Here is a 20710-nt window from a genome sequence, read left to right as displayed (position 1 = left end):
AAGCGTGATTGCTGACCGGACGTGTTCAAACCTAAAAGTCTGACTTTTACGAGGGAAGGTCGCGGTGTGTCAGCCTGTGGTGAAAGTGGGACAGTGATCGCGCGACAAGGACGGCACGAGAAGGACATGGCGGACGAAGCGGCCGGAACCGGCCCACCCCCGAACGCGGGCGACGGCGGCGACGGTGACGACGGCGCGATCAGAACCTTCCCCTTCCCGGTGGAACTGGCCGTGGGCGGCGTCGGCATGCAGATCGGCTCCATGGGCACCGGCCACACCTGGCACTCCGACGCCCCGCTGCACCGCGTCCACCGCATCGACTTCCACGTGGTCATGCTCTTCACCGGCGGCCCCGTCCGGCACATGGTCGACTTCGCCGAGTACGAGGCACACGCCGGCGACCTGCTGTGGATCCGCCCCGGACAGGTCCACCGGTTCTCCCGGGCCGGCGAGTACCGCGGAACCGTCCTGACCATGCAGCCCGGCTTCCTGCCCCGCGCCACCGTGGAGGCCACCGGCCTGTACCGCTACGACGTCCCGCCGCTGCTGCACCCCGGCGAGTCCCAGCTCGCCGCCCTCAGGGCCGCCCTCGCCCAACTGCGCCGCGAGTACGAGGACACCACGACACTGCCGCCCGCCCCGCACACGGCCGTGCTCCGGCACACCCTGACCGCGTTCCTGCTGCGCCTGTCCCATCTGGCCACCAGCTCCGCGGAGGCGGTCCGGCGGCAGGCCGACACCACCTTCACCCTGTTCCGGGACGCGGTCGAGAAGGACTTCGCCACCAACCACAGCGTCAGCGCCTACGCCGACGCCCTCGGCTACTCCCGGCGCACCCTCGTCCGCGCGGTCCGCGCCGCCACCGGCGAGACACCCAAGGGCTTCATCGACAAACGCGTGATCCTGGAGGCCAAACGCCTCCTCGCCCACACCGACCTCCCGATCGGCCGGGTCGGAGCGGCCGTGGGCTTCCCCGACGCGGCCAACTTCTCCAAGTTCTTCCAACTGCACACGGGACAGACGCCGGTGGGGTTCCGGGCGGAGCTGGGATGAGAAGAGGGGCCCCGCGTACGGGGCCCCTCGGGCGGTCGAGCGACGGTCCGTCAGTGACCGAAGTCGAACCAGTTCACGTTCACGAAGTCCGCCGGCTGGCCGCTGGTGAAGGTCAGGTACACGTCGTGGGTGCCGGTGACCGGGGCGATGTTGGCCGGGACGGTTCTCCAGGACTGCCAGCCGCCGGTGTTGGCGATGGCGAAGCTGCCCACGGGGGTGCTGGTACGGCTGTCCAGGCGGACCTCGACCAGGCCGCTCACCCCGGATCCGGCGCCGCTCGCCACCCGTGCGTAGAACTGGCGGGCCGCCGTGGAGCCGAAGTCGACTCCCTTGTACAGCGCCCAGTCGCCGTTCGCCAGCGAGCCGATGTCCTGCCCGCCGCCGGTGTCCGTGGTGGACTCGGTGCTGACGCCGGACTGGCCGTCGTAGGACTCGCCCTGGACGGCGCTGTAGGCGTCCCGGTTGCCGGTGGGCGGAGGGGTGGTGCCGCCGCCCCCGCTGCCGGAGGACTGGAGCACCTGCACGTAGTCGACGGCCATCGAGTGGCCGGACTCGGTGCCGCTGTCCGGTCCGCCGCCGAAGGCCGCCGGGAAGGCGCCGCCCATCGCGACGTTGAGGATGACGAAGAACCCGTGGTCGGTGGCGTTGGCCCAGGTGGTCGCGTCGACCTGGTTGGCCTTCACCGTGTGGAAGTTGACGCCGTCGAGGTAGAAGCGGATCTCCTCCGGGCTGGTCGAGCGGTCCCACTCCATGGCGTAGGTGTGGAAGCCCGCCTGGCAGGTGGTGCCGGAACAGGGCGTGTTGTTGCCGATGCCGGTGGTCTCGTTGCAGGGGCCGCCCGGGTTGGTGCCGCAGTGCATCGTGGCCCAGTCGGTGTTGACGCCCTGGACGTTCTCCATGATGTCCAGCTCGCCGACGCCCGGCCAGTTCTGGTAGTTGCCCCGGTAGGGCGCGCCGAGCATCCAGAACGCCGGCCAGTAGCCCTTGGCCGCGCTGCCGGTGACGTCGGGCATCCGGATGCGGGACTCGACGCGCAGCTTGCCGCCGGCCGGGGGCCGGAAGTCGGTGCGGGTGGTCTCGATACGGCCCGAGGTCCAGTTGCCCGAGGCGTCGCGGCGCGGGGTGATGAGCAGGTTGCCGTTGCCGTCGAGCGCCACGTTGCTGGTGCTCGACGTCATCGACTCGACCTCGCCGGTGCCCCAGTTGGCCGCGCCGCCGGGGTACGAGGTGCCGGTGTCGTACTGCCAGTCGGAGGTGTTCACGCCGGAGCCGGCCGAGCCGTTGAAGTCGTCCAGGAAGACCTGCGTCCAGCCGGACGGGGGAGTGGGCGCCGAGGCGCTGGCGGGGAGCGTGGCGGCCGAGGCGGCGGCCGCCGCCAGACCCAGGGTGGCGAGGACGGCGACGACGGCCCGGCGCAGCGGGCGTCGTCGTCCGGGTATGCCGGAGGTTTCGCTCATGGGGACCTCTCGGGGTACGGGGGTGGGGGTGCGGGTGCCCTGAGAGCGCTCTCAAGGTGCGCACAATGTGCTCCTCGGGCCCGCCGTCGTCAAGACTTAAAACAAGGAAAGTGCTTTGGGGGGCGAGGAGTTCACTCACTGAACAAGCCGTCCGCGCCGCGCCCGCCTAAGGGGCCGGCGCCGGGGCCGGCTGCCAGCCGAGTGCCCGGGAGATGCCGCGGGCGGCCAGCCGGACCGCCGGTACCAGTGCCGGCACCTGGGCGTCGACGTGGGGTACGACGACCGACACGGCGGCCACCACGTCCCCGCCCGGCCCGCGCACCCCGGCCGCCACCGACAGGGCGTCGTCGGTGACCTGGCGGCTGCTCACCGCGACGCCCGTGCGCCGCACCTCGGCCAGCACCCGGCGCAGTCGTACCGGATCGGTGATCGTGTACGGGGTGAAGGCGGCGAGCGGGCCGGCGCAGTACGCGTCCTGGAAGCCGGGGTCGCCGTGGGCGAGCAGGGCGAGGCCGACGCCGGTGGCGTGCAGCGGCCAGCGCGCGCCGACCCTGATGTGGACGCCGACCGCCGAGCGTCCCGACAGCCACTCGGTGTAGACGACCTCGCCGCCGTCCCGGACCGCCAGCTGCACGTTCTCGTGGGTGGCCTCGTACAGGTCCTCCAGGTACGGCAGCGCGACCTGTCGCAGGGCGAGCCCGCGGGGCGCGAGCGCGGCCAGTTCCCACAGGCGCAGCCCCACGTGGTAGAGGCCGTCCGCGTCCCGTTCCAGGGCGCCCCACCCGGTGAGGGCGGCCACCAGCCGGTGCGTGGTGGTCAGGGTCAGTCCGGCCCGCCGGCTGATGTCGGTCAGGCACAACGCCGGATGCCCGTGGTCGAACGCGGCGAGTACGGACAGCAGTCGTTCGGGGGCGGACAGGGCGGTCATGGCTGGTCGGCGACCCGGAGGAGGAGGGTCTGGAGCGTCTCGCGTTCGGCGGGGTCGAGCGGGGCCAGCAGTTCGTTCGTCACGCGCAGCCCCGCCTCGTCGGTGTCGCGCAGGAACGCGCGGCCGTCCTCGGTGAGCACGACGATACGGCTGCGGCGGTCGTCGGGGGCGGGGCGGCGCTCGGCGAAGCCCAGCTTCTCCAGGTCGTCGACCAGGCCGACGATCGCGCTGGGGTCGTAGCCGAGCCGGGTGCTCAGCTCCCGCTGCAGGGCGCCCCGCGAGGTGGCGAGGAAGCGCAGCACGGCGTAGTGGCGCAGCCGCAGGCCCGACTCCTGGAGGAAGGTGTTGAACAGCTGACCGGAGCGCAGGCCGAGGCGGTAGAGCAGGTAGCCGGTGTCGGCGTGCAGCCCGCGCATCCACGGCTCGTTCGCGTCGATGGGCGCGTCGATGGGCTTCGGAGTGACGTGCTGGCGTGTGATGGCGTGCTCCCCTGTGCTCGATGCGGCTGTGCTCGGTGCGGCTGTGCTCGGTGCGGCCTGGAGATTCCAGCATGTCGCACCCGTGGGTCTCCAACAACTATTGACGTCAACAATTATTGCTCTTAGCTTCGATCTCGGCAGCCGCAGTACCCGATCAGCTCGTGAAGGGACCCACCCGTGCCCACCATCGATCTCACCGGCAAGGTCGCCGTCGTCACCGGCAGCGGCCGGGGCCTCGGCCTCGCCTACGCGCACGCCCTGGCCGCCCACGGCGCCTCCGTGGTCGTCAACGACGTCGACGAGGCCGTGGCCGAGGCGGCCGTGAAGTCCATCGCCGAGGCCGGCGGCACCGCCGTCGCCGAGGTGGTCCCGGTCGGTACGAGCGAGGCCGCGGACCGGCTGGTCGGCCGGGCCGTCGAGGAGTTCGGCCGGCTCGACGTCCTGGTCACCAACGCCGGCATCCTGCGCGACAGGGTGCTGTGGAAGATGACCGACGACGACTTCGACGCGGTGGTCACCACCCACCTCAAGGGCACCTTCACCTGCGCCCGCGCCGCCGCCGTCCGGATGCGCGAGCAGGGCGGGGGCGGCACCCTGATCCTGGTCGGCTCCCCGGCCGGGCAGCGCGGCAACTTCGGGCAGACCAACTACGCCGCCGCGAAGGCCGGCATCGCGGCCATGGCCCGTACCTGGTCGATGGAGCTGGGCCGGGCGGGCATCACCGTGAACGCGATCGTGCCGGTCGCCGCGACCGCGATGACCGAGACGATCCCCGCCTTCGCCCCCTATGTCGAGGCGCTGAAGAACGGCGAGCCGTTCCCCGCCTTCCTGCGCCAGGGCGAGGGCTTCGGCACCCCCGAGGACTGCGCGGGCCTCGTCGCCTTCCTCGCCTCCGAGGCCGCCCGGGGCATCACCGGCCAGGCCATCGGCATCGGGGGCGACAAGGTGGCACTCTGGTCGCATCCGCAGGAGATCAGGACGGCGTACGCGGACGGCGGCTGGAGCGCCGAGGCCCTGGCCGACGCCTTCTCCACCTCGGTCGGCGCCGAGCCGCAGAGCGTCGGCATTCCCGCCCCGAAGTTCCCGGAGGCCTGACCATGACGAGCATCGACGTCGGGGATCTCGTCGCGATCGACGTCCACACCCACGCGGAGGTGTCCGCCAAGGGCCACTCCTCCCTGGACGACGACCTGCACGACGCCTCCTCCGCCTACTTCAAGGTGCAGGGCAAACGGAAACCGACCCTCCAGGAGACGGCCGCCTACTACCGCGAGCGGAAGATGGCCGCCGTGATCTTCACGGTGGACGCCGAGTCCGCGACCGGCACCCCGCCGGTGCCGAACGAGGAGGTCGCCGAGGCGGCCGCCGCCAACGCGGACGTCCTCATCCCCTTCGCCTCCATCGACCCCTTCCGGGGGAAGGCGGGCGTGCGGCAGGCCCGGCGCCTGGTCGAGGAGTACGGGGTCAAGGGTTTCAAGTTCCACCCCAGCATCCAGGGCTTCTTCCCCAACGACCGCTCGGTGGCGTACGACCTCTACGAGGTCATCGAGGAGACCGGCACCATCGCCCTGTTCCACACCGGGCAGACCGGCATCGGCGCCGGGGTCCCCGGCGGGGGCGGGATCAGGCTGAAGTACTCCAACCCCCTCCACGTGGACGACGTGGCCGCCGACTTCCCGCATCTGAGGATCATCCTGGCGCACCCGTCGTTCCCCTGGCAGGACGAGGCCCTCGCCGTCGCCACGCACAAGCCCGGCGTGCACATCGACCTGTCCGGCTGGTCGCCGAAGTACTTCCCGCCGCAGCTGGTGCAGTACGCCAACACGCTGCTGAAGGACAAGGTCCTGTTCGGCTCCGACTTCCCCGTCCTCACCCCGGACCGCTGGCTCGCCGACTTCGAGAAGCTGTCCATCAAGGACGAGGTCCGGCCGAAGATCCTCAAGGAGAACGCCGCCCGTCTGCTCGGGCTGACGAAACCGTAAGGGGTGCCGGATGCGCAATGAGGGACTGGGGTCGTGGCCCGCACGCCGGGCCCGCAAGACCCCGCACCGCACCGCCCTGATCCACGGCGGCACCTCGCTCACCTACGCGCGGCTGCACGACCGCACCACCCGCCTCGCGCACGCCCTGCGCGCCCGGGGCGTGCGGCGCGGCGACCGCATCGCCTACCTCGGCCCCAACCACCCCGCCTACCTGGAGACGCTGTTCGCGGCCGGCACCCTCGGCGCGGTCTTCGTCCCGCTCAACACCCGCCTCGCCGGCCCGGAGATCGCCTACCAGCTCGCCGACTCCGGCTGCAAGGCCCTCGTCTACGGCCCGTCGCACGCCGGGCTCGTCGCCGGGCTGCCGGGCGGCACCGACATCCGCACCTACCTGGAGGTCGGCGCCGAGTACGAGGAGGCGATGGCCGCCGCCCCGGCGGAGCCCGTCGACGAACCCGTCACCCCCGACGACACCTGCATCATCATGTACACCTCGGGGACGACCGGCCGCCCCAAGGGCGCGATGCTCACCCACGGCAACCTCACCTGGAACGCGGTCAACGTCCTCGTCGACCACGACCTGATCGCCGACGAACGTGCCCTGGTCTCCGCGCCGTTGTTCCACACGGCGGGCCTGAACATGCTCACCCTCCCGGTGCTCCTGAAGGGCGGCACCTGCGTCCTGGTCGAGGCCTTCGATCCGGACGCCACCTTCGACCTGATCAAACAGCACCGGATCACCTTCATGTTCGGGGTGCCGACCATGTTCGAACAGATGGCCAGGCACCCGCGCTGGCCCGACGCGGACCTGTCCTCCCTGCGCATCCTGACCTGCGGCGGCTCCCCGGTCCCGACCCCGCTGATCGCCGCCTACCAGCAGCGGGGCCTGACCTTCCTCCAGGGTTACGGCATGACGGAGGCGTCCCCCGGCACGCTGTTCCTGGACGCGGAGCACGCGGTCAGCAAGGCGGGCTCGGCGGGGGTGCCGCACTTCTTCAGCGACGTCCGGGTCGTACGGCCGGACCTCACCCCCGTGGACGTCGGCGAGACCGGCGAGATCATGGTGCGCGGGCCGCACGTCATGCCCGGCTACTGGGGGCTGCCCGAGGAGACCGCCGCATCCTTCGCGGACGGCTGGTTCCGCAGCGGGGACGCGGCGCGCGTCGACGAGGACGGGTACGTCCACATCGTCGACCGCATCAAGGACATGATCATCTCCGGGGGCGAGAACATCTACCCCGCCGAGATCGAGGACCTGCTCCTGTCCCACCCGGACATCGCCGAGGCAGCGGTCATCGGCGTGCCGGACGAGAAGTGGGGCGAGGTGCCGCGGGCCGTCGTCGTGCCACGCGAGGGCGCCTCGCTCGACCCGGACGACGTGCTGGCCTCACTGGCCGGACGCCTCGCCAAGTACAAGATCCCGAAATCAGTGGTGCTGGCGGACGAACTCCCGCGCACCGCCTCCGGAAAACTCCTCAAGTCCCGTGTCCGCAACCGGTACGGCAACAGTTAAGGAACTCCATGAGCATCACCGTCAACGGCCTGGACGAGCTGAAGAAGCTCGCGGGCGGCGATCTGGGCACCAGCGAGTGGATCGAGATCACCCAGGAACGCATCGACACCTTCGCCGACGCGACCGGCGACCACCAGTGGATCCACGTCGATCCCCGGCGCGCCGCCGAGGGACTGTTCGGGGCGCCCATCGCCCACGGCTACCTCACCCTCTCGCTGTTCATCCCGCTGTTCACCGAACTGCTGGACGTCCAGGGCGTCACCACGAAGGTCAACTACGGCCTCAACAAGGTGCGTTTCCCCTCCCCGGTGAAGGTCGGCTCCCGCATCCGGCTGGTCGCGAGGCTCGCCGAGGTGGAGGACGTACCGGGCGGGGTGCAGATAGCCGTCGAGGGCACGATCGAGATCGACGGCGGGGCCAAGCCCGCCGCCGTCCTGCAGAGCCTCTCGCGTTTCTACGCCTGACCTCTCCCGACCCGCGCTATCCCTGCCGGTAGGAGTAGACGCTGGTCGAGACCACGCACGCGCCGGGCTGGACGACCTCGGCGCGCAGCGTGCCGCTGCGCACGTCGTAGTCGACGCCCTCCGCCTCGAAGGTGCCCGTGCACAGGCTGCGCTGCGGCAGCGCGAACAGGCTCGTGACCGTGCCGGTGACCGGCTGCCCGTCCAGCCGGTGCGGCAGGTCCACCTGGAGGAGCGGACGGACCTCGGGGAACAGGGTCCCCGAGGCGTCGTCCGAGACGCACACCAGCCGGGTGTCGGTCACGAAATCGCAGCCCTGGACGTCGCGCACGGGCCGGTCCAGGCTGATCTGGCCGGCCTGCGGCAGCGCCCCGCCGTTCGCCGGGGTGGACGGGTTGAGCAGGGGAGCGGGGAACACCTGGAGCCTGCTCTCGTCGCCCCACTCGCCCGACACCAGCCAGCGCGCGTCCGGGGAGACGGCGGCGAAGGAGTTGTTGACCTTCTCGCCCGGGTCGAGCTGGTGGACGTAGTCGTAGCGCTGCCCCGACGGCGTGGTGACGGCGAACATCTTCGACGTGGCCGTGTCGGCGCCCTGGTAGGCGTCGAAGACATAGCCGTTCGCGATGTCCGGGTCGCCGACGTGGTTCCAGCCCTGGACTCTGAGGTCCAGCGGGATGGTGGCGAGGCCGCGGTAGAGCAGCGAGCCGTCGGCCCGGCTGGCCAGCCCCTCGCCACCGGTGAGCGAGCCCGTGTACGCCGTACCGGTCTCGGTCCAGTGGCTGCCGCCGTCGGCCGACGCGCTGCCCGCGCCGAGGACGAGCGCACCCAATAAGGCTGCCGCTGCTGTTAGTTGACGCTTCATCAGGCTCCTGCCACGTCGACGAAGATGGGGTTCGAATAGAACCACGTATCGGCCCACGGGTCACCGTTGCCGGGCTCGTGGGGGATCGGGCCGTGCGGGTCGACGGCCGCGCCGAGGTAGCCGGCGCCGTGCCGGTTGCCGTCGCTGCCGCGCAGCCGGACGTAGAACGACTCGTCCCCTGCGGTCAGCGGGACGCGCAGGGTGTACGTCCCCACGCGGCCGGACACGTCCGCCGTGTGGACCACCCTGGTGTCCGGGGCCTGCCAGGTGTCGGGGTCGGTCACCGGGCCGCGCACCGCGCCCCGGATCACGTCGACGTGCGCCGGCCCCGGCAGGATGCCCTGCGGGTTGGCCCGGGAGGCGGTCGTCACCGTGACGTACAGCGTGATCTTCTCGCCCCCGCGGACGCGCAGCCGGCCGCCGAGCGTGACACCCCGGCCCGCGTCGCAGTCCCGCCTGAGCCGCACGTCGAGTCCGTCGAGCAGATGCCCGTGGTCGAGCCAGACGCGGCCCGCCCGCAGGCCCGCCATCACGGCCCGGTAGCCGTAGCGGGTCACGCCGACGTGGGTGCGGCTGAACTCGCCGGGCCAGAAGTCGCTGCCCGGCTGCGGGGTGTCCGTGTTCACCGGGTCCGGCAGCCTGCCGGTGTTGTCGAAGTTCTGCCCGGCCGGCCAGTCGCCGTTCTTCCAGGTGTCGAAGACGGTGCGGTGGTTGTCGGAGTTGGTGGTGATCGTGAACAGCCGGCCCTCGGCCAGCATCGAGTCCCACAGGCCGCCGACGGTCGCGGTCGCCCAGTCGAAGCCGCCGTAGGTGAGGTAGGCGTCCGCCGGATAGCCCGGCCACGACTGCGCGGACGGCTTGTTCTCGTACTCGCCGCGGATCGACGTGGCTCCCCGCCAGCCGGGCAGGGCCGCGCCCTGGGCGCCGGGCGCGCCCTCCATCCCGATCATGATCTCGGGGGCCGCGTCCCGCCAGCCGCGCATCTCGTGCGGGGAGTCGATACCCAGCCGCAGCGGGTGGTTGGCGAGGACCAGCACGTCGTCGACGTAACCCGAACGACGCTGCTCCGCGAGCCACTTGACGGCCTTCACGGCGTGCGCCTCGTTGCGGGCCGTGTCCGTGCCGGTCGCCGAGCCGTCGGTGTAGCCGAGCAGCTTGCCGTCGTAGGCCAGCTCGAACCGCGTGAGCAGGTCGGTCTCGTGCGGGCCGGGCGCGGCGAACACCGTGCAGTGCTCGGCGGCCGGGATGTACCACTCCAGGCCCTGGAAGATCAGCTGGCGCGGGTTCTCGGCACGGGCCTTGAGGATCTCCGCGTGCTCCAGTTTCGCGCCGTAGTAGGCGTGCCCGAAGTTGGAGTGCTCGTTGAACACCATCCAGTCCAGGCCGTACTTCGCGGCGGCCTGCGCCTGCTGGCTGAACGTGTACTTGGCGTCGTGGCTGTAGACGGAGTGGACGTGGTGGTCGCCGACGAGGTAGGCGAGACGGGGGTCCTCGCCGCCGAAGCCGGGAAAGCGGTCGGCGGCCAGGGCCGGGGCGGCCGCCGGGCCGAGGGCGAAGGCCGCGCCGAACAGGCCCGCACGGCGCAGGAGTCCGCGACGGGAGACGCCCTGGGGGTCGAGGGCGGCGGGGGAGACGGACGGGTCCGCCCAGGAGGGCAGCTGCTGCTCTGTCATGGTCGTCGAAGGTCCTCTGCGTGGCGTCAGTGAGTCATGAAGGACGAGACGGGCAGCGCCCGCGAGACGATCCGGACATCGCCGAGCCGGCCGTGGAAGATCTGGTCGATCTTGTCGGCGTACGTGTAGCCGCCCAGCAGCCACGGCAGCCCGACCGAGGTGATCCCGACAGCCGTCGCCTTCGGGTTGCGCACGACCGGGCAGCCCTGCACGTACAGCGTGGTGTGCCTGCCGTCATTGACGACGGCGAGGTGCCACCAGGTCTCCAGTGGTGTCTCCTGGCCCCAGTTGGTGGCGATGCCCTCCTGGTCGAGCGGACGCATGGCCCACTGCGGCTCGCGGTCGTTGGACAGCGACAGTGTGGCGAGCGGCTCGTCGGGGTCGTCGCCGGTCTTGCCCGCGGCGCCGCCCGTCCCCCGCCGGCTGACCAGTCCCGACCAGGCGTTGTGGTCCGGGTCCCAGTCGGCGGGCATCCGGTAGAACGCCTCGATGGTGTAACCGTCCCTGAACTCCGCCGAGTTGAGCGGCGCCTTGTCGACCGTCTGCAGATACGCGCCGGTCAGCGGCGACTTGTAGCCCTGGAACTCCAGGCTGCCGTGACCGGGCTGGTCGGGGTGATGGTCCGCGGACCAGCCGAGCGAACCGCCGCCGACCGACACGACGGTGAGGTCGTTGCCCCTGCCGGACCGGTCGCGGACCGTGCCGCCGGAGACCGGGGAGTCGAAACGCCAGTAGGCGACCGTGCCGGGGATCAGCATCTCCGAGGCCGGCCGCGCCGGACGCGCCGGCACCGGAGCGAAGCCGGAGAAACGGTCCGCGAAGTCGATGTCGACCGAGAAGCGGTCGGCGTCCCCGCTCAGCTCGATCTCCTGCCGCTCCAGCTCGTTGAGGCCCTTCGCGGCCCGGCCGAGTATCCATGGGGAGACGGTCTCCACGTCGATGACGTCGCGGTCCAGGTCGAAGCGGTAGAGGCGGATCATCGCGGCGCCGCCGAAGTACCGGTTCTGGTAGTTCGTCAGGTGGAGGTGGACGTCGTGGCCCGCCGCGTTCTTGCGGACCGCCCGGCCGGCGGGCCAGTAGTGGCCGCCCAGCGCGAGGAAGATCTGGTCGTGGTCCGCGATCAGCTGGTCCCACAGCTGCTGCCCGTACTCCGACAACCGGTCGTCCTGGACGACCAGTTCGTGTGTGGTGAGGATGACCGGCGTCCTCGGGTGCCGGGCGAGGACGTCCTTCGCCCAGGCGTACCCCTTGGCCGACAGCCGCCAGTCCAGGGCGAGCACCATCCACTCCCGCCCGGCCGCCCTGAACAGGTGGTAGGTGTTGTAGCCGTCCGCCGAGGCGCCGCCGAACGTCGGGCTGTGCCGCGAGCGCCGCGGCCCGAACGCGTCCAGGTACGGCGTCGGGCCGCGCTGGTCGTCCGTCGAGGACTTCACGTCGTGGTTGCCGGCCAGCACGCTGTAGCCGACGCCCCGCCGGTCGAGCAGCCCGAACGCCTCGCCGATCGCGGCGAACTCCTGCGGGGCCCCGTTCTGGGTGAGGTCGCCGAGGTGGGACAGGAAGACGATGTTCTCCTCCCTCCCGTGCTCCAGCAGATAGCGCAGGGACGCCTCGACGGGCGCCTTGTCGATGCTCGGCCCGTCGAAGAGGTACTGGGTGTCGGGCATCACGGCGAGGGTGAAGCGGCGGCTGTCGGGGTCGGGACGCCGGCCGCTCGCGGACGCCGCCTCGGCGACGGCCGGCAGCGCGGCCCCCGCCGTGGCCGCGGCGCCGAGCAGCGCGGTGGCTCTGAGGAAACTGCGTCGTGCGGCGCCGGCCTGCGCGGCCTCGCCCTGGCTGTGGTCATGCGACGTACACACGTGTGCTCCGTAAGGGACTTCGGGCAGAAGGGGGTTCGCGGAGGGAGGTCAGAGAACGCGCAGGGTCCAGCTCCAGCGGTGGACGCCCGGGGTGACGAGGTAGGAGGGGAAGGTGTCGGGGCCGCACGAGGCCGTGCCGAGACCCCGGTGCGCCGCGTCGAGGTGCACCACGCAGCCGGCGCGCGGCACCAGTTCGTCGTGGTGGGCGGCGGCCGTCAGGTCCTCGGCGCGGTAGCGGGTGACGGAGACCTGGCGCGGCTCGTCCAGGGTGACGGTGAGACCGGTGGCGTCCGGCGCGGACAGGGTGAAGCTGCGCACGCCGTAGCGGCCGCCGCTCTCCTGCGGACGCAGATACGGGGTGAACAGTTCATCGACGGGCACGGCGTGGTGGCCGACCGGCGCGCCCACGCTCCGGTCCGGATACGACTCCCACGGCCCCTGCCCGAACCACTCCAGCAGGTCGAGTCCGGCGACCGTCTCGAAGACCGAGCCGACCCGCGCCACGTCGTCGAACCCCGCGGGCAGCTCCGCCTGTTCCTCGACCCGCACACCGCCCTCGACCGGTGTGAACACCTGCCGGTGCCGTACGACGCCGGTCGTGCCGGCGTACTCCGCCACCACGCTCACCCGGTCCCCGTGCCGCCGCACCGTCACCGGCTTGCGCACCAGCGAGTCCAGGCCCCAGGCCCGCCAGCGCGAGGCGATCCCGCCCAGCTCGTCGTTGTCGGTGGGCGCCCGCCACAGCGACAGCGTCGGCGCCGCCGTCAGCAGGGGGTGGACGAGGTGCCCCTCGGCGTCGACCTCGACCCGCCCGGCGACGACGGGCTCGGCCGGTGGCGCGGCGGCGCGCAGCCGCAGCTGCGGCGCGCACACCTCGGTGCCGCGCGGTGCCCAGGCCAGATCCTCGGCCGTCGTCACCCTGAGCGTCAGCCAGGCCTCGCCGCCGTCCTCGGGCAGCTGGAAGGGCAGCGGTACGGCGGCGGTCTCACCCGGCCGCAGACCGGGCAGGCGGGCCGGGGCGGTGAGGGTGCGGCCGTCGGCGAGGGACAGCTCCCAGGTCGCGGCCAGCCACTGAAGGCCGCGGAAGTGCTGGTGGTTGGCGAGGACGATCCCCTCGTGCCGGAAGCAGCGGATGCGGACCGGCGCCGCGATCTCCCGGTGCTCGTACATCGCGGGCTTGGGCGTGCGGTCCGGGAAGACGACGCCGTCCGCGACGAACGCCCCGTCGTGCAGGGCCTCGCCGAAGTCGCCGCCGTACGCCCAGCGGTACCCGGGCGCGGTGACACCGTTGTCGTACAGTCCGGCGCCCGCGCGCCCGGCCGGTCTTCCGTCGCTCACGCGTTGCAGAATTCCGTGGTCCCAGAACTCCCAGATGAAGCCGCCCTGAAGACCCGGGGTGGACTCGATGGCCGCCCAGTGGTCGGCGAGGGTGCCGTTGCTGTTGCCCATCGCGTGCGAGTACTCGCACTGGATCAGCGGTTTGGTCTGCTCGCCGGAGAGCGCGTGCGCCACGCAGTCCTCCAGCGGTGCGTACATCGGGCAGGCGATGTCGGAGGCCAGGTCCGGGTCCGCCCAGCCGCGCTTGGCCGCCCCCTCGTACTGGACCGGCCGGCTCGGGTCGTGCCGCCGCACCCAGCCCGCCGCCGCGTCGTGGCCCGCGCCGTAGTCGGACTCGTTGCCCAGGGACCAGACGATGACCGACGGGTGGTTCTTGTCCCGCAGCACCATGCGCGAGACGCGGTCCACGAAGGCGTTCAGGTAGCGCGGGTCGTCGGCGATCTCGTGGGCGTGGTCGTGGGACTCGATGTCCGCCTCGTCCACCACGTAGAAGCCCAGCTCGTCGGCGAGGTCGTACAGCGAGGGGTCGTTCGGGTAGTGCGAGGTGCGGATCGCGTTGAAGCCGAACCGCTTCAGCAGGACGAGGTCGGCGCGCATGTCGTCGTACGACACCGTCCGGCCGGTCAGCGGATGGAAGTCGTGCCGGTTCACGCCCCGGATGAACACCCGCTCGCCGTTGACCAGCAGGTCCCGGCCGCTGATCTCGACGTCGCGGAAGCCGACGCGGTGGGACGAGGAGTCGGCCACGCTCCCGTCGGCCCGGTGCAAGCGCACGGTCAGCCCGTACAGCTCGGGCTCCTCCGCGTTCCAGGTGCGCGCCCCGGGCACGACGGCCCGGATCCGGGCCTCGCCCAGGAAGTCGGAGACCCGGTCGTCCTCGATGTTGACCCGGTCGAACTCCGCGTCCTGCGCGAGCGGTTCACCGTCCAGGTCGGCGCTGACGTACCACCCCTCGGGCAGCGCCCCGCCCGCGTCCCGCACCTGGCAGTCCACCCGCAACTCGCCGTCCCGCCGCGCCCGCACGGTGACGTCGGCCAGGTACAGCGGGTCCGTCGCGTACAGCAGCACCGAGCGGGTGATGCCCCCGTGCCACCAGTGGTCCTGGTCCTCGATGTGGGACGCGTCCGACCACTTGACCACGGTGAGCCGCAGCACCGACCGCTCACCGGGGCGCACGACGTCCGTCAGATCGAACTCGGCGGCCAGATGGGAGTCCTTGGAGACGCCGACGGGCCGCCCGTCCACGTGCGCCAGGAGCACGCTCTCCGCCGCGCCCACCTGGAGCACGATCCGGCGTCCCGCCCACTCGGCGGGGACGTCCAGCTCACGCTCGTACACCCCGGTCGGATTGGCGGCGGGGGAGCGCGGCGGGAACTCGGGGAACGGCATCCGCACATTCGTGTACTGCGGCAGGTCGTCCGTGTCCTGCATGGTCCACGCGCCGGGGACGTGGGCCGTCGACCAGGCACCGCCGACCGGCGCGTCCGGAGCTGGCAGCAACTGGAACCGCCAGTCGCCGTCCAGGGGGAGTGCTCCGGAGCGCCGGTCGACGGCGTTCATGGGCAGCCGGCGCCAGGAGGTCACCTCGGGTGTCTCCCAGGGGCGGAGGGCCGGCAGCGGGTCCATCGGCGGATGTGCGTCGGTCATGACCATTCCGAAGTCGGTGCGGGCGGCGGCAGGACCCGGCCCGGAAGGTTGTGGCCGGGGTCGGCGGGGATGCCGAGACGGTCCAGGACGGTCGGGGCGATGTCGATCAGGCGGGGCGCGTCGAGGCGGGCGCCGCGCGGTGCGCCGGGCTCGGCGAGGACGACGAAGACCTCCCGTTCGGCGCGCGTGTCGCCGCCGTGGCCGCCGGTGTCGAGGTGACCGTGGTCCGTGGTGACCAGCACGGTCCAGCGCTCGTCGGCGCCGCGGGCGTCGATCGCCGCCAGCAGCCGCCCGAGGTGGCCGTCCTGGGCGAGGAGGGCCTCGTCGTAGGCGGCGGAGAGGGGACCCGAGGCGTGGGCGGCCTCGTCGGTGGCGCCGAAGTACACGAACAGGACGTCCGGGGCGTCCTCGGCCAGTGCCGCGGCAGGCAACGTCTGCCCGTCAAGGAGCGGCGTCCGGTGCGTGCTCTGGGGGTCCCCCCGGCCGAAGGCTGGGGGAGTGCCGGGTGCGGGCCCTCGTACTGGACGTACGTGGGCCTGTGCCCGGTGCGGCGAAGGGGGTTCCCCCGCCCGCGGCGAAGCCGGTTCGAGGGAGGGGGGCGTGCCGGGCGTCGCGACGGGGCGAACGTCGCCTGTCGCGGCACGAGCCAGCGGGCGGCGGTGCGGGCGACGCGGCGGTCCGCGGCCAGGTAGCCGTCCGACTCGCCGTCGTGGTGCACCCGCCGGCCGACGGCCGGGCCCAGGGTGCCGCGGTGGACCAGCTCCGGCCAGGACACCGCGGCCGCGGCGCGCAGACCGGGCCGGGCGGCCACGGCGCGGCTGAGGAAGTCGGGGCAGCGGGCGTAGTCGGCGCCGGTGAAGTCATTGCCGGTCACCCCGTGCCGGTCGGGCCACACTCCGGTCAGGACGCTCGACCAGCCGGGCCCGGAATCGGTGTACGCCATGCCGGTGAGCGGGCCGTCCGCGGCCCCGCCGTCCGCCTCGCCGTACGGCAGGAGGCTGGTGCCGACGGAACCCGCGGCCATCAGGCCGTGCAGCACGGGCGCCGTGGACGGCGACCGGACCAGCCGGTCGAAGCGCAGCCCGTCCATGCCCACCACGAGCACCCGGCCGGGCCCGGGCCGCGTTCCACCGCCGTGGTACGTCACTGTCCACCTCCTCTCTCGTGGCCGCGGTTCAGCTGCCCTGGACGGCGCCTTCGGTGGCGCCCGCTATGAACCCGCGGGCGAAGACCGCGAAGACGACGACCAGCGGGAGCGCGGCCATCAGCACACCGGCCATGACCATGCTGTAGTCGGTGGTGTGGCCGACGTTGAGCTGGGCCAGCTCCACCTGGAGCGTCACATGGGCGGGGTTGGTGAGCACGATGAGCGGCCACACGTAGTCGTTCCAGGCGCCGACGAAGGCGTAGATGGCGAGGAAGGACAGCGCGGGCCTGATCATCGGCAGCGCGATGTTCCAGTACTGGCGGAAGAACCCGGCGCCGTCGATGCGCGCGGCGTCGAGCAGTTCGTCGGGAACGCCGTTCTCTATGTACTGGCGCAGCCAGAAGATGCCGAAGGCGTTGGCGAGGGCGGGCGGCACCAGCGCCTGCAGCGTACCGACCCAGCCGATCTTGGACATGAGGATGAACTGCGGCAGGACCGCCAGCTGCAGCGGCAGCATCATGAACAGCAACAGCGTGCCGAAGAGCACCTTGCGCCCGGGGAAGTCGAACTTGGCGAACGTGAAGGCCGCCAGCGAGTCGACGAACAGCACCAGGACGGTGGTCACGCACGCCACGACGACGGTGTTGAGCATCGATCCGAAGAAGTCGATGGTGTTCAGCACATGCCGGATGTTCTCCAGCAGATGGGAGCCCGGGGTCAGCTTCGGCGGGCTCTTGTAGATGTCCTGGGTGGTGTTGGTCGCCATGACGATCGTCCACACGAACGGGAAGACCGAGACGACGACGGACAGCATGAGCAGGATGTGGGCGGTCAGGCCCTTGGGGCGGCGCCACCGCCGCGAGCCGGTGGCCGGCCGGATCGTGTCCGCCGTCGTCATGGCTTCCTCCCCCGTTGTGTGATGCGCCAGTTGACGGCGACCAGCACGATGATCAGTACGAAGAAGGCCCAGACGATGGCCGCGCCGTAGCCGTAGTCGTTGTTCAGGAAGGCCGACTGGTAGAAGTACAGCAAGGTGGTCAGGCCGGCCTGGCCCGGGCCGCCGAGGTTCGCGTTGGCGGCGTTGTTGGCGAACAGGACCTGCGGTTCGCTGAAGCTCTGCAGGCCGTTGATGGTCGAGATGATGACCGTGAACAGGATGATCGGCCGCATGATCGGGACAGTGATCTTGAAGAAGGTGCGAACGGGACCGGCACCGTCCATCTTCGCGGCCTCGTAGATCGAGGTCGGGATCGCCTGGAGACCGGCCAGGTAGATGATCATGTTGTAGCCGGTCCACATCCAGGTCATCAGCAGGGCGATGACCACTTTGATCAGCCACGGGTTGCTCAGCCACGGCACCGGCGAGACGCCGACCGTGCCCAGGATCGCGTTGACCAGGCCGAAGTTGTTGCTGAAGACCGCGCCGAAGAAGATCGCCACGGCCACGATCGAGGTGACGTTCGGAACGTAGAGGGCGATGCGGTAGAAGCCCTTGAAGCGGCGCACCGAGTGCAGCAGCGTCGCCAGCACCAGGGCGCCGAAGAGGGTGGGCACGGTGGACAGCACCCAGATCACCAGGGTGTTGCGGATCGACAGCCAGAAGACCGGGTCCGACCAGAGGAACCGGAACTGCTGCAGGCCCACGAACTGCATGTCGCCCAGGCCGTCCCAGCGTTGGAAGGCCAGATAAAGCGAGTAGAAGACGGGGAAGAAGGAGAACGCGACGAAGACCAGGTAGAACGGCGAGATCGCCAGGTACTGCCGCCAGTACGACAGCGGACCGCGCCGGGGGGCCCGGGTGGGCCGGGCATGGCCCGCGGGCACGGCGCGCCGTGGACGGAAACGGGCCGGGCCCGGGCCGCCGCGGTGGTCGGGCACCGCGGCGGCACCGGTCACCGGAGGTGACGACACCTCAGCTCACCCCCTGTCGGCGGGCGATCTGCTTGGCCTGGCTGACCGCGTCGTTCCAGGCGTCGTCGGGCTTCTTGCCCTTGGTCTCGATGTTGGTCAGTTCCGTCTTGTAGGGGGCCATGACGGCGGCATCGGCCGGGGCCTCGTAGCTGTCCGGGACGGACTTGGCGGCCGGCCCGAAGATCTCGATGATCTTCTGCCCGCCGAAGAAGGCGTCGGGGCCCGTCATGGCCGGCATGGCGTAGGCGGCCGGGGCGGCCGGGAAGATGGCGGCGTCGGTGAAACCTCGGGCGTCGTTGGCGGGGCTGAGGATCCAGCTGATGATCTTGAACGCCTCTTCGGGGTTCCGGCACTGCGTGGGCAGGGCCAGGTAGGAGCCGCCCTGGTTGGCCGGTCCGCCGGGCATCGCGCACACCCGCCACTTGCCCTTGGTGGCCGGGGCGGCCTGCTCGATGTCCAGCGCGTGCCAGGCCGCGCCCAGTTCGGTGAGGAGGTTCTTGCCGACGGCGGCGTTCCAGGTGTTGTCGTTGATCTTGGCGTCGAGTCCCAGGGTGTAGGGGCGCACCGACGTGGTCCATGCGGCGCGGATGTGGTCCTGGTCGCCGATGAAGTGGTTGTTCTTGTCGATGAACCGCTGGGTGCCCTGGCCGACGGTCATGTCGAACATGGAGCCGAGGTTGTTGACCAGGTAGGTGCCGGGGTTCTTCTTCTGCACCTCGGTGCCGAGCGTGAAGTAGTCGTCCCAGGTCGTGACGAGGGCGGCGACCTTGGCGGGATCGGTGGGCACCCCGGCCCTGGCGAACAGGTCCTCGCGGTAGAAGAGCGCGGTGGGGCCGATGTCGATCGGGAAGCCGATCTGCTTGCCGTCCTTGGTCTGGGCGAGCTTGGTCTTCCAGGCCAGGTACTGGGACGAGATCTTCTTGAAGCCCAGGTCGTTCAGGTCGAGGAAGCGGGAGGCGTTGGGCAGGAAGGACGCCATGTCCTCGCCCTTGATGCCGGTGATGTCGGGCACGGACGTGCCCGCGGCGAGGGTGGTGGTGAGCTTCTGCTTGAAGTCACCGCCGATGGAGGCGGAGGTCAGGTTGATCTGGCCGCTGAAGTGGGTCTTCGCCTCGGCCACCACCTTGTCGCTGAGCGCGCCGCCCCAGTACCACAAGGTGAGGTTCTTGCCGTTCTTGGTGCCGCCCGATCCGGAGCCGCCGCCGCACGCGACGGTGAGGCCGGACGCGGCCGCGGTGAGCGCGGCTGCCTGGAGGAAGCCTCTACGTGAAAGGTCCACGGGTCACTCCTGTTGTTCCTGTTCGACGTGCCAAGGGGATTCGGGAGTCAGATCCGCCGTTCGCGGGCACGGGGGCCGGTGAGCGGGCGAGGGGCGGGCGGCGTCACGGGGGCAAGGCGCACCGGCGGGCCGACGTCGGCCGGAATCCGGTCCGCGAGGAAGCCGTAGGCGCGCTTGAGGCCGGGGTCGGTCAGCGAGCGCCACCAGCGGTCGACGCCGTACCAGCCGGGGGCCGCGAGCGCCCCGCCGTGGTGGCCGACCGAGAGTCCGGCGGCGAGCACGGCGAACCGCAGCCGCTCGGACAGCGGCCAGCCGCCGAGGGAGGCGGCCACGAAACTCGCCCCGAAGACGTCACCGGCGCCCGTCGCGTCGAGCACGTCCACGTCCAGGGCGGGGACCTCCGCGTACTCGCCGGTGGTCTGGTCGACCGCCAGCGCGCCGTCCCCGCCGCGCGTCACCACGGCCACCGGGACCAGCTCGGCGAGCGTGCCCAGGGCGGCGGTCGCGGTGTCGGTGCGGGTGTAGGCCATCGCCTCGCCCTCGTTCGGCAGGAAGGCGTGGCACAGCGCGAGCTGGTCGAGGAGGTCGCGGGACCAGCGCTGGGTGGGGTCCCAGCCGACGTCGGCGTAGACGTGGGTGCCGTTCGCGGCCGCCTTGGCGATCCACTCGCGCGGTTCGGCCTCGATGTGCACGAGGGCGGTGCGGGCCTCGGGCGGGTCGCCCATGAGCTCGTCCTGCGAGTACGGCGGCTGCCGGCCGTGGGTGACCAGGGCCCGGTCCTGACCGTGTGCGAGGGAGACGGTGACGGGGGTGGCCCAGCCGTCCGCGGTGCGCGACAAGGAGACGTCGACGCCCTCCTGGCCCGCGAGGATCTCCCGGCAGTGGGCGCCGTAGAAGTCGTCGCCGAAGACCGTGGCCAGCGAGGTGCCGAGGCCGAACCGGGACGCGGCCACCGCGAGGTTCGCGATGCCGCCGGGGCCGCAGCCCATGCCGGACGTCCAGATCTCCTCACCCGGCGTCGGCGGCTTGCCGAGCCCGGTGAGGACGAGGTCGTAGAAGAGCAGCCCGGTCAGCAGCACGTCGGGCCTGTCGCCGTCCACGTGCACCGCCTCTCGTCAAAACTC

The 20710-nt window shown here is 71.4% G+C and carries 17 protein-coding genes and 1 pseudogene; 5 read left to right on the top strand and 13 right to left on the bottom strand.

Annotated features, from left to right (window positions below):
- Positions 1–126: 126 nt before the first annotated feature.
- Positions 127–1053 carry a helix-turn-helix domain-containing protein gene (locus tag ACFYMM_RS08575; RefSeq protein WP_388385297.1) on the top strand — a complete coding sequence of 309 codons (927 nt, stop codon included), beginning with the start codon at positions 127–129 and terminating at the stop codon, positions 1051–1053.
- 50 nt (positions 1054–1103) lie between these two features.
- On the opposite strand, the gene ACFYMM_RS08570 is transcribed toward ACFYMM_RS08575, so the two are convergent.
- The 3 genes from ACFYMM_RS08570 to ACFYMM_RS08560 form a co-directional block, all read right to left on the bottom strand.
- A complete protein-coding gene (locus ACFYMM_RS08570) occupies positions 1104–2510 on the bottom strand; it encodes a glycoside hydrolase family 16 protein (RefSeq protein WP_388385056.1) in 1407 nt (468 codons plus the stop codon).
- Between the two features lie 166 nt (positions 2511–2676).
- A complete protein-coding gene (locus ACFYMM_RS08565) occupies positions 2677–3438 on the bottom strand; it encodes an IclR family transcriptional regulator (protein ID WP_388385055.1) in 762 nt (253 codons plus the stop codon).
- Positions 3435–3854, bottom strand: a complete 420-nt coding sequence (locus ACFYMM_RS08560; protein ID WP_388385054.1) for a MarR family winged helix-turn-helix transcriptional regulator — start codon at positions 3852–3854, stop codon at positions 3435–3437. The genes ACFYMM_RS08565 and ACFYMM_RS08560 overlap by 4 nt, the downstream gene beginning before the upstream one ends.
- Positions 3855–4094: 240 nt before the next feature.
- On the opposite strand from ACFYMM_RS08560, the gene ACFYMM_RS08555 reads away from it, so the two are divergent.
- From ACFYMM_RS08555 to ACFYMM_RS08540, 4 genes are read left to right on the top strand one after another with little or no spacing between them, the layout of a single operon-like run.
- Entirely contained in the window at positions 4095–5012 is a 918-nt protein-coding gene (locus ACFYMM_RS08555) for an SDR family NAD(P)-dependent oxidoreductase (protein ID WP_388385053.1), read from the top strand.
- A gap of 11 nt (positions 5013–5023) precedes the next feature.
- On the top strand, positions 5024–5899 hold the full coding sequence (locus ACFYMM_RS08550) for an amidohydrolase family protein (protein ID WP_388385296.1): 876 nt from the start codon (positions 5024–5026) through the stop codon (positions 5897–5899).
- 10 nt (positions 5900–5909) lie between these two features.
- On the top strand, positions 5910–7412 hold the full coding sequence (menE, locus tag ACFYMM_RS08545) for an o-succinylbenzoate--CoA ligase (protein ID WP_388385052.1): 1503 nt from the start codon (positions 5910–5912) through the stop codon (positions 7410–7412).
- Positions 7413–7420: 8 nt separating this feature from the next.
- Positions 7421–7876 (top strand): MaoC family dehydratase, encoded by a 456-nt coding sequence (locus ACFYMM_RS08540; protein ID WP_388385051.1) that lies wholly within the window; start codon positions 7421–7423, stop codon positions 7874–7876.
- Positions 7877–7892: 16 nt separating this feature from the next.
- Here ACFYMM_RS08540 and ACFYMM_RS08535 read toward each other — a convergent pair whose 3' ends face one another.
- From ACFYMM_RS08535 to ACFYMM_RS08490, 10 genes and pseudogenes are all read right to left on the bottom strand, one after another.
- Positions 7893–8735, bottom strand: a complete 843-nt coding sequence (locus tag ACFYMM_RS08535; protein WP_388385050.1) for a hypothetical protein — start codon at positions 8733–8735, stop codon at positions 7893–7895.
- The gene (locus ACFYMM_RS08530) at positions 8735–10408 is read right to left on the bottom strand and encodes a PHP domain-containing protein (protein ID WP_388385049.1); all 1674 of its coding nucleotides are present in this window, start codon (positions 10406–10408) and stop codon (positions 8735–8737) included. The genes ACFYMM_RS08535 and ACFYMM_RS08530 overlap by 1 nt, the downstream gene beginning before the upstream one ends.
- 26 nt (positions 10409–10434) lie before the next feature.
- Positions 10435–12264: a LamG-like jellyroll fold domain-containing protein gene (locus tag ACFYMM_RS08525; protein WP_388385048.1), complete on the bottom strand. Its 1830-nt coding sequence runs from the start codon at positions 12262–12264 to the stop codon at positions 10435–10437.
- A gap of 48 nt (positions 12265–12312) precedes the next feature.
- Positions 12313–15249: a glycoside hydrolase family 2 TIM barrel-domain containing protein gene (locus ACFYMM_RS08520; protein WP_388385047.1), complete on the bottom strand. Its 2937-nt coding sequence runs from the start codon at positions 15247–15249 to the stop codon at positions 12313–12315.
- Positions 15246–15680, bottom strand: coding sequence for an alkaline phosphatase family protein (locus ACFYMM_RS08515; RefSeq protein WP_388385046.1), 435 nt, complete (start codon positions 15678–15680; stop codon positions 15246–15248). Before ACFYMM_RS08515 ends, ACFYMM_RS08520 begins: the two co-directional genes overlap by 4 nt.
- Before the next feature lie 215 nt (positions 15681–15895).
- A pseudogene (locus ACFYMM_RS08510) lies at positions 15896–16339 on the bottom strand (alkaline phosphatase family protein); the annotation flags it as partial.
- Between the two features lie 85 nt (positions 16340–16424).
- The gene (locus ACFYMM_RS08505; RefSeq protein WP_388385045.1) at positions 16425–17294 is read right to left on the bottom strand and encodes a carbohydrate ABC transporter permease; all 870 of its coding nucleotides are present in this window, start codon (positions 17292–17294) and stop codon (positions 16425–16427) included.
- Entirely contained in the window at positions 17291–18220 is a 930-nt protein-coding gene (locus ACFYMM_RS08500; RefSeq protein ID WP_388385295.1) for a carbohydrate ABC transporter permease, read from the bottom strand. Before ACFYMM_RS08500 ends, ACFYMM_RS08505 begins: the two co-directional genes overlap by 4 nt.
- Positions 18221–18308: 88 nt before the next feature.
- Complete coding sequence (locus tag ACFYMM_RS08495) at positions 18309–19586, bottom strand: ABC transporter substrate-binding protein (protein ID WP_388385044.1); 1278 nt, start codon at positions 19584–19586, stop codon at positions 18309–18311.
- A gap of 47 nt (positions 19587–19633) precedes the next feature.
- On the bottom strand, positions 19634–20686 hold the full coding sequence (locus tag ACFYMM_RS08490) for a carbohydrate kinase family protein (protein WP_388385043.1): 1053 nt from the start codon (positions 20684–20686) through the stop codon (positions 19634–19636).
- Positions 20687–20710 lie beyond the last annotated feature (24 nt).

This window comes from Streptomyces sp. NPDC006739, from assembly GCF_042869815.1.
Taxonomy (GTDB): Bacteria; Actinomycetota; Actinomycetes; order Streptomycetales; family Streptomycetaceae; genus Streptomyces.
This window is presented reverse-complemented; position numbering and strand designations above follow the sequence as displayed.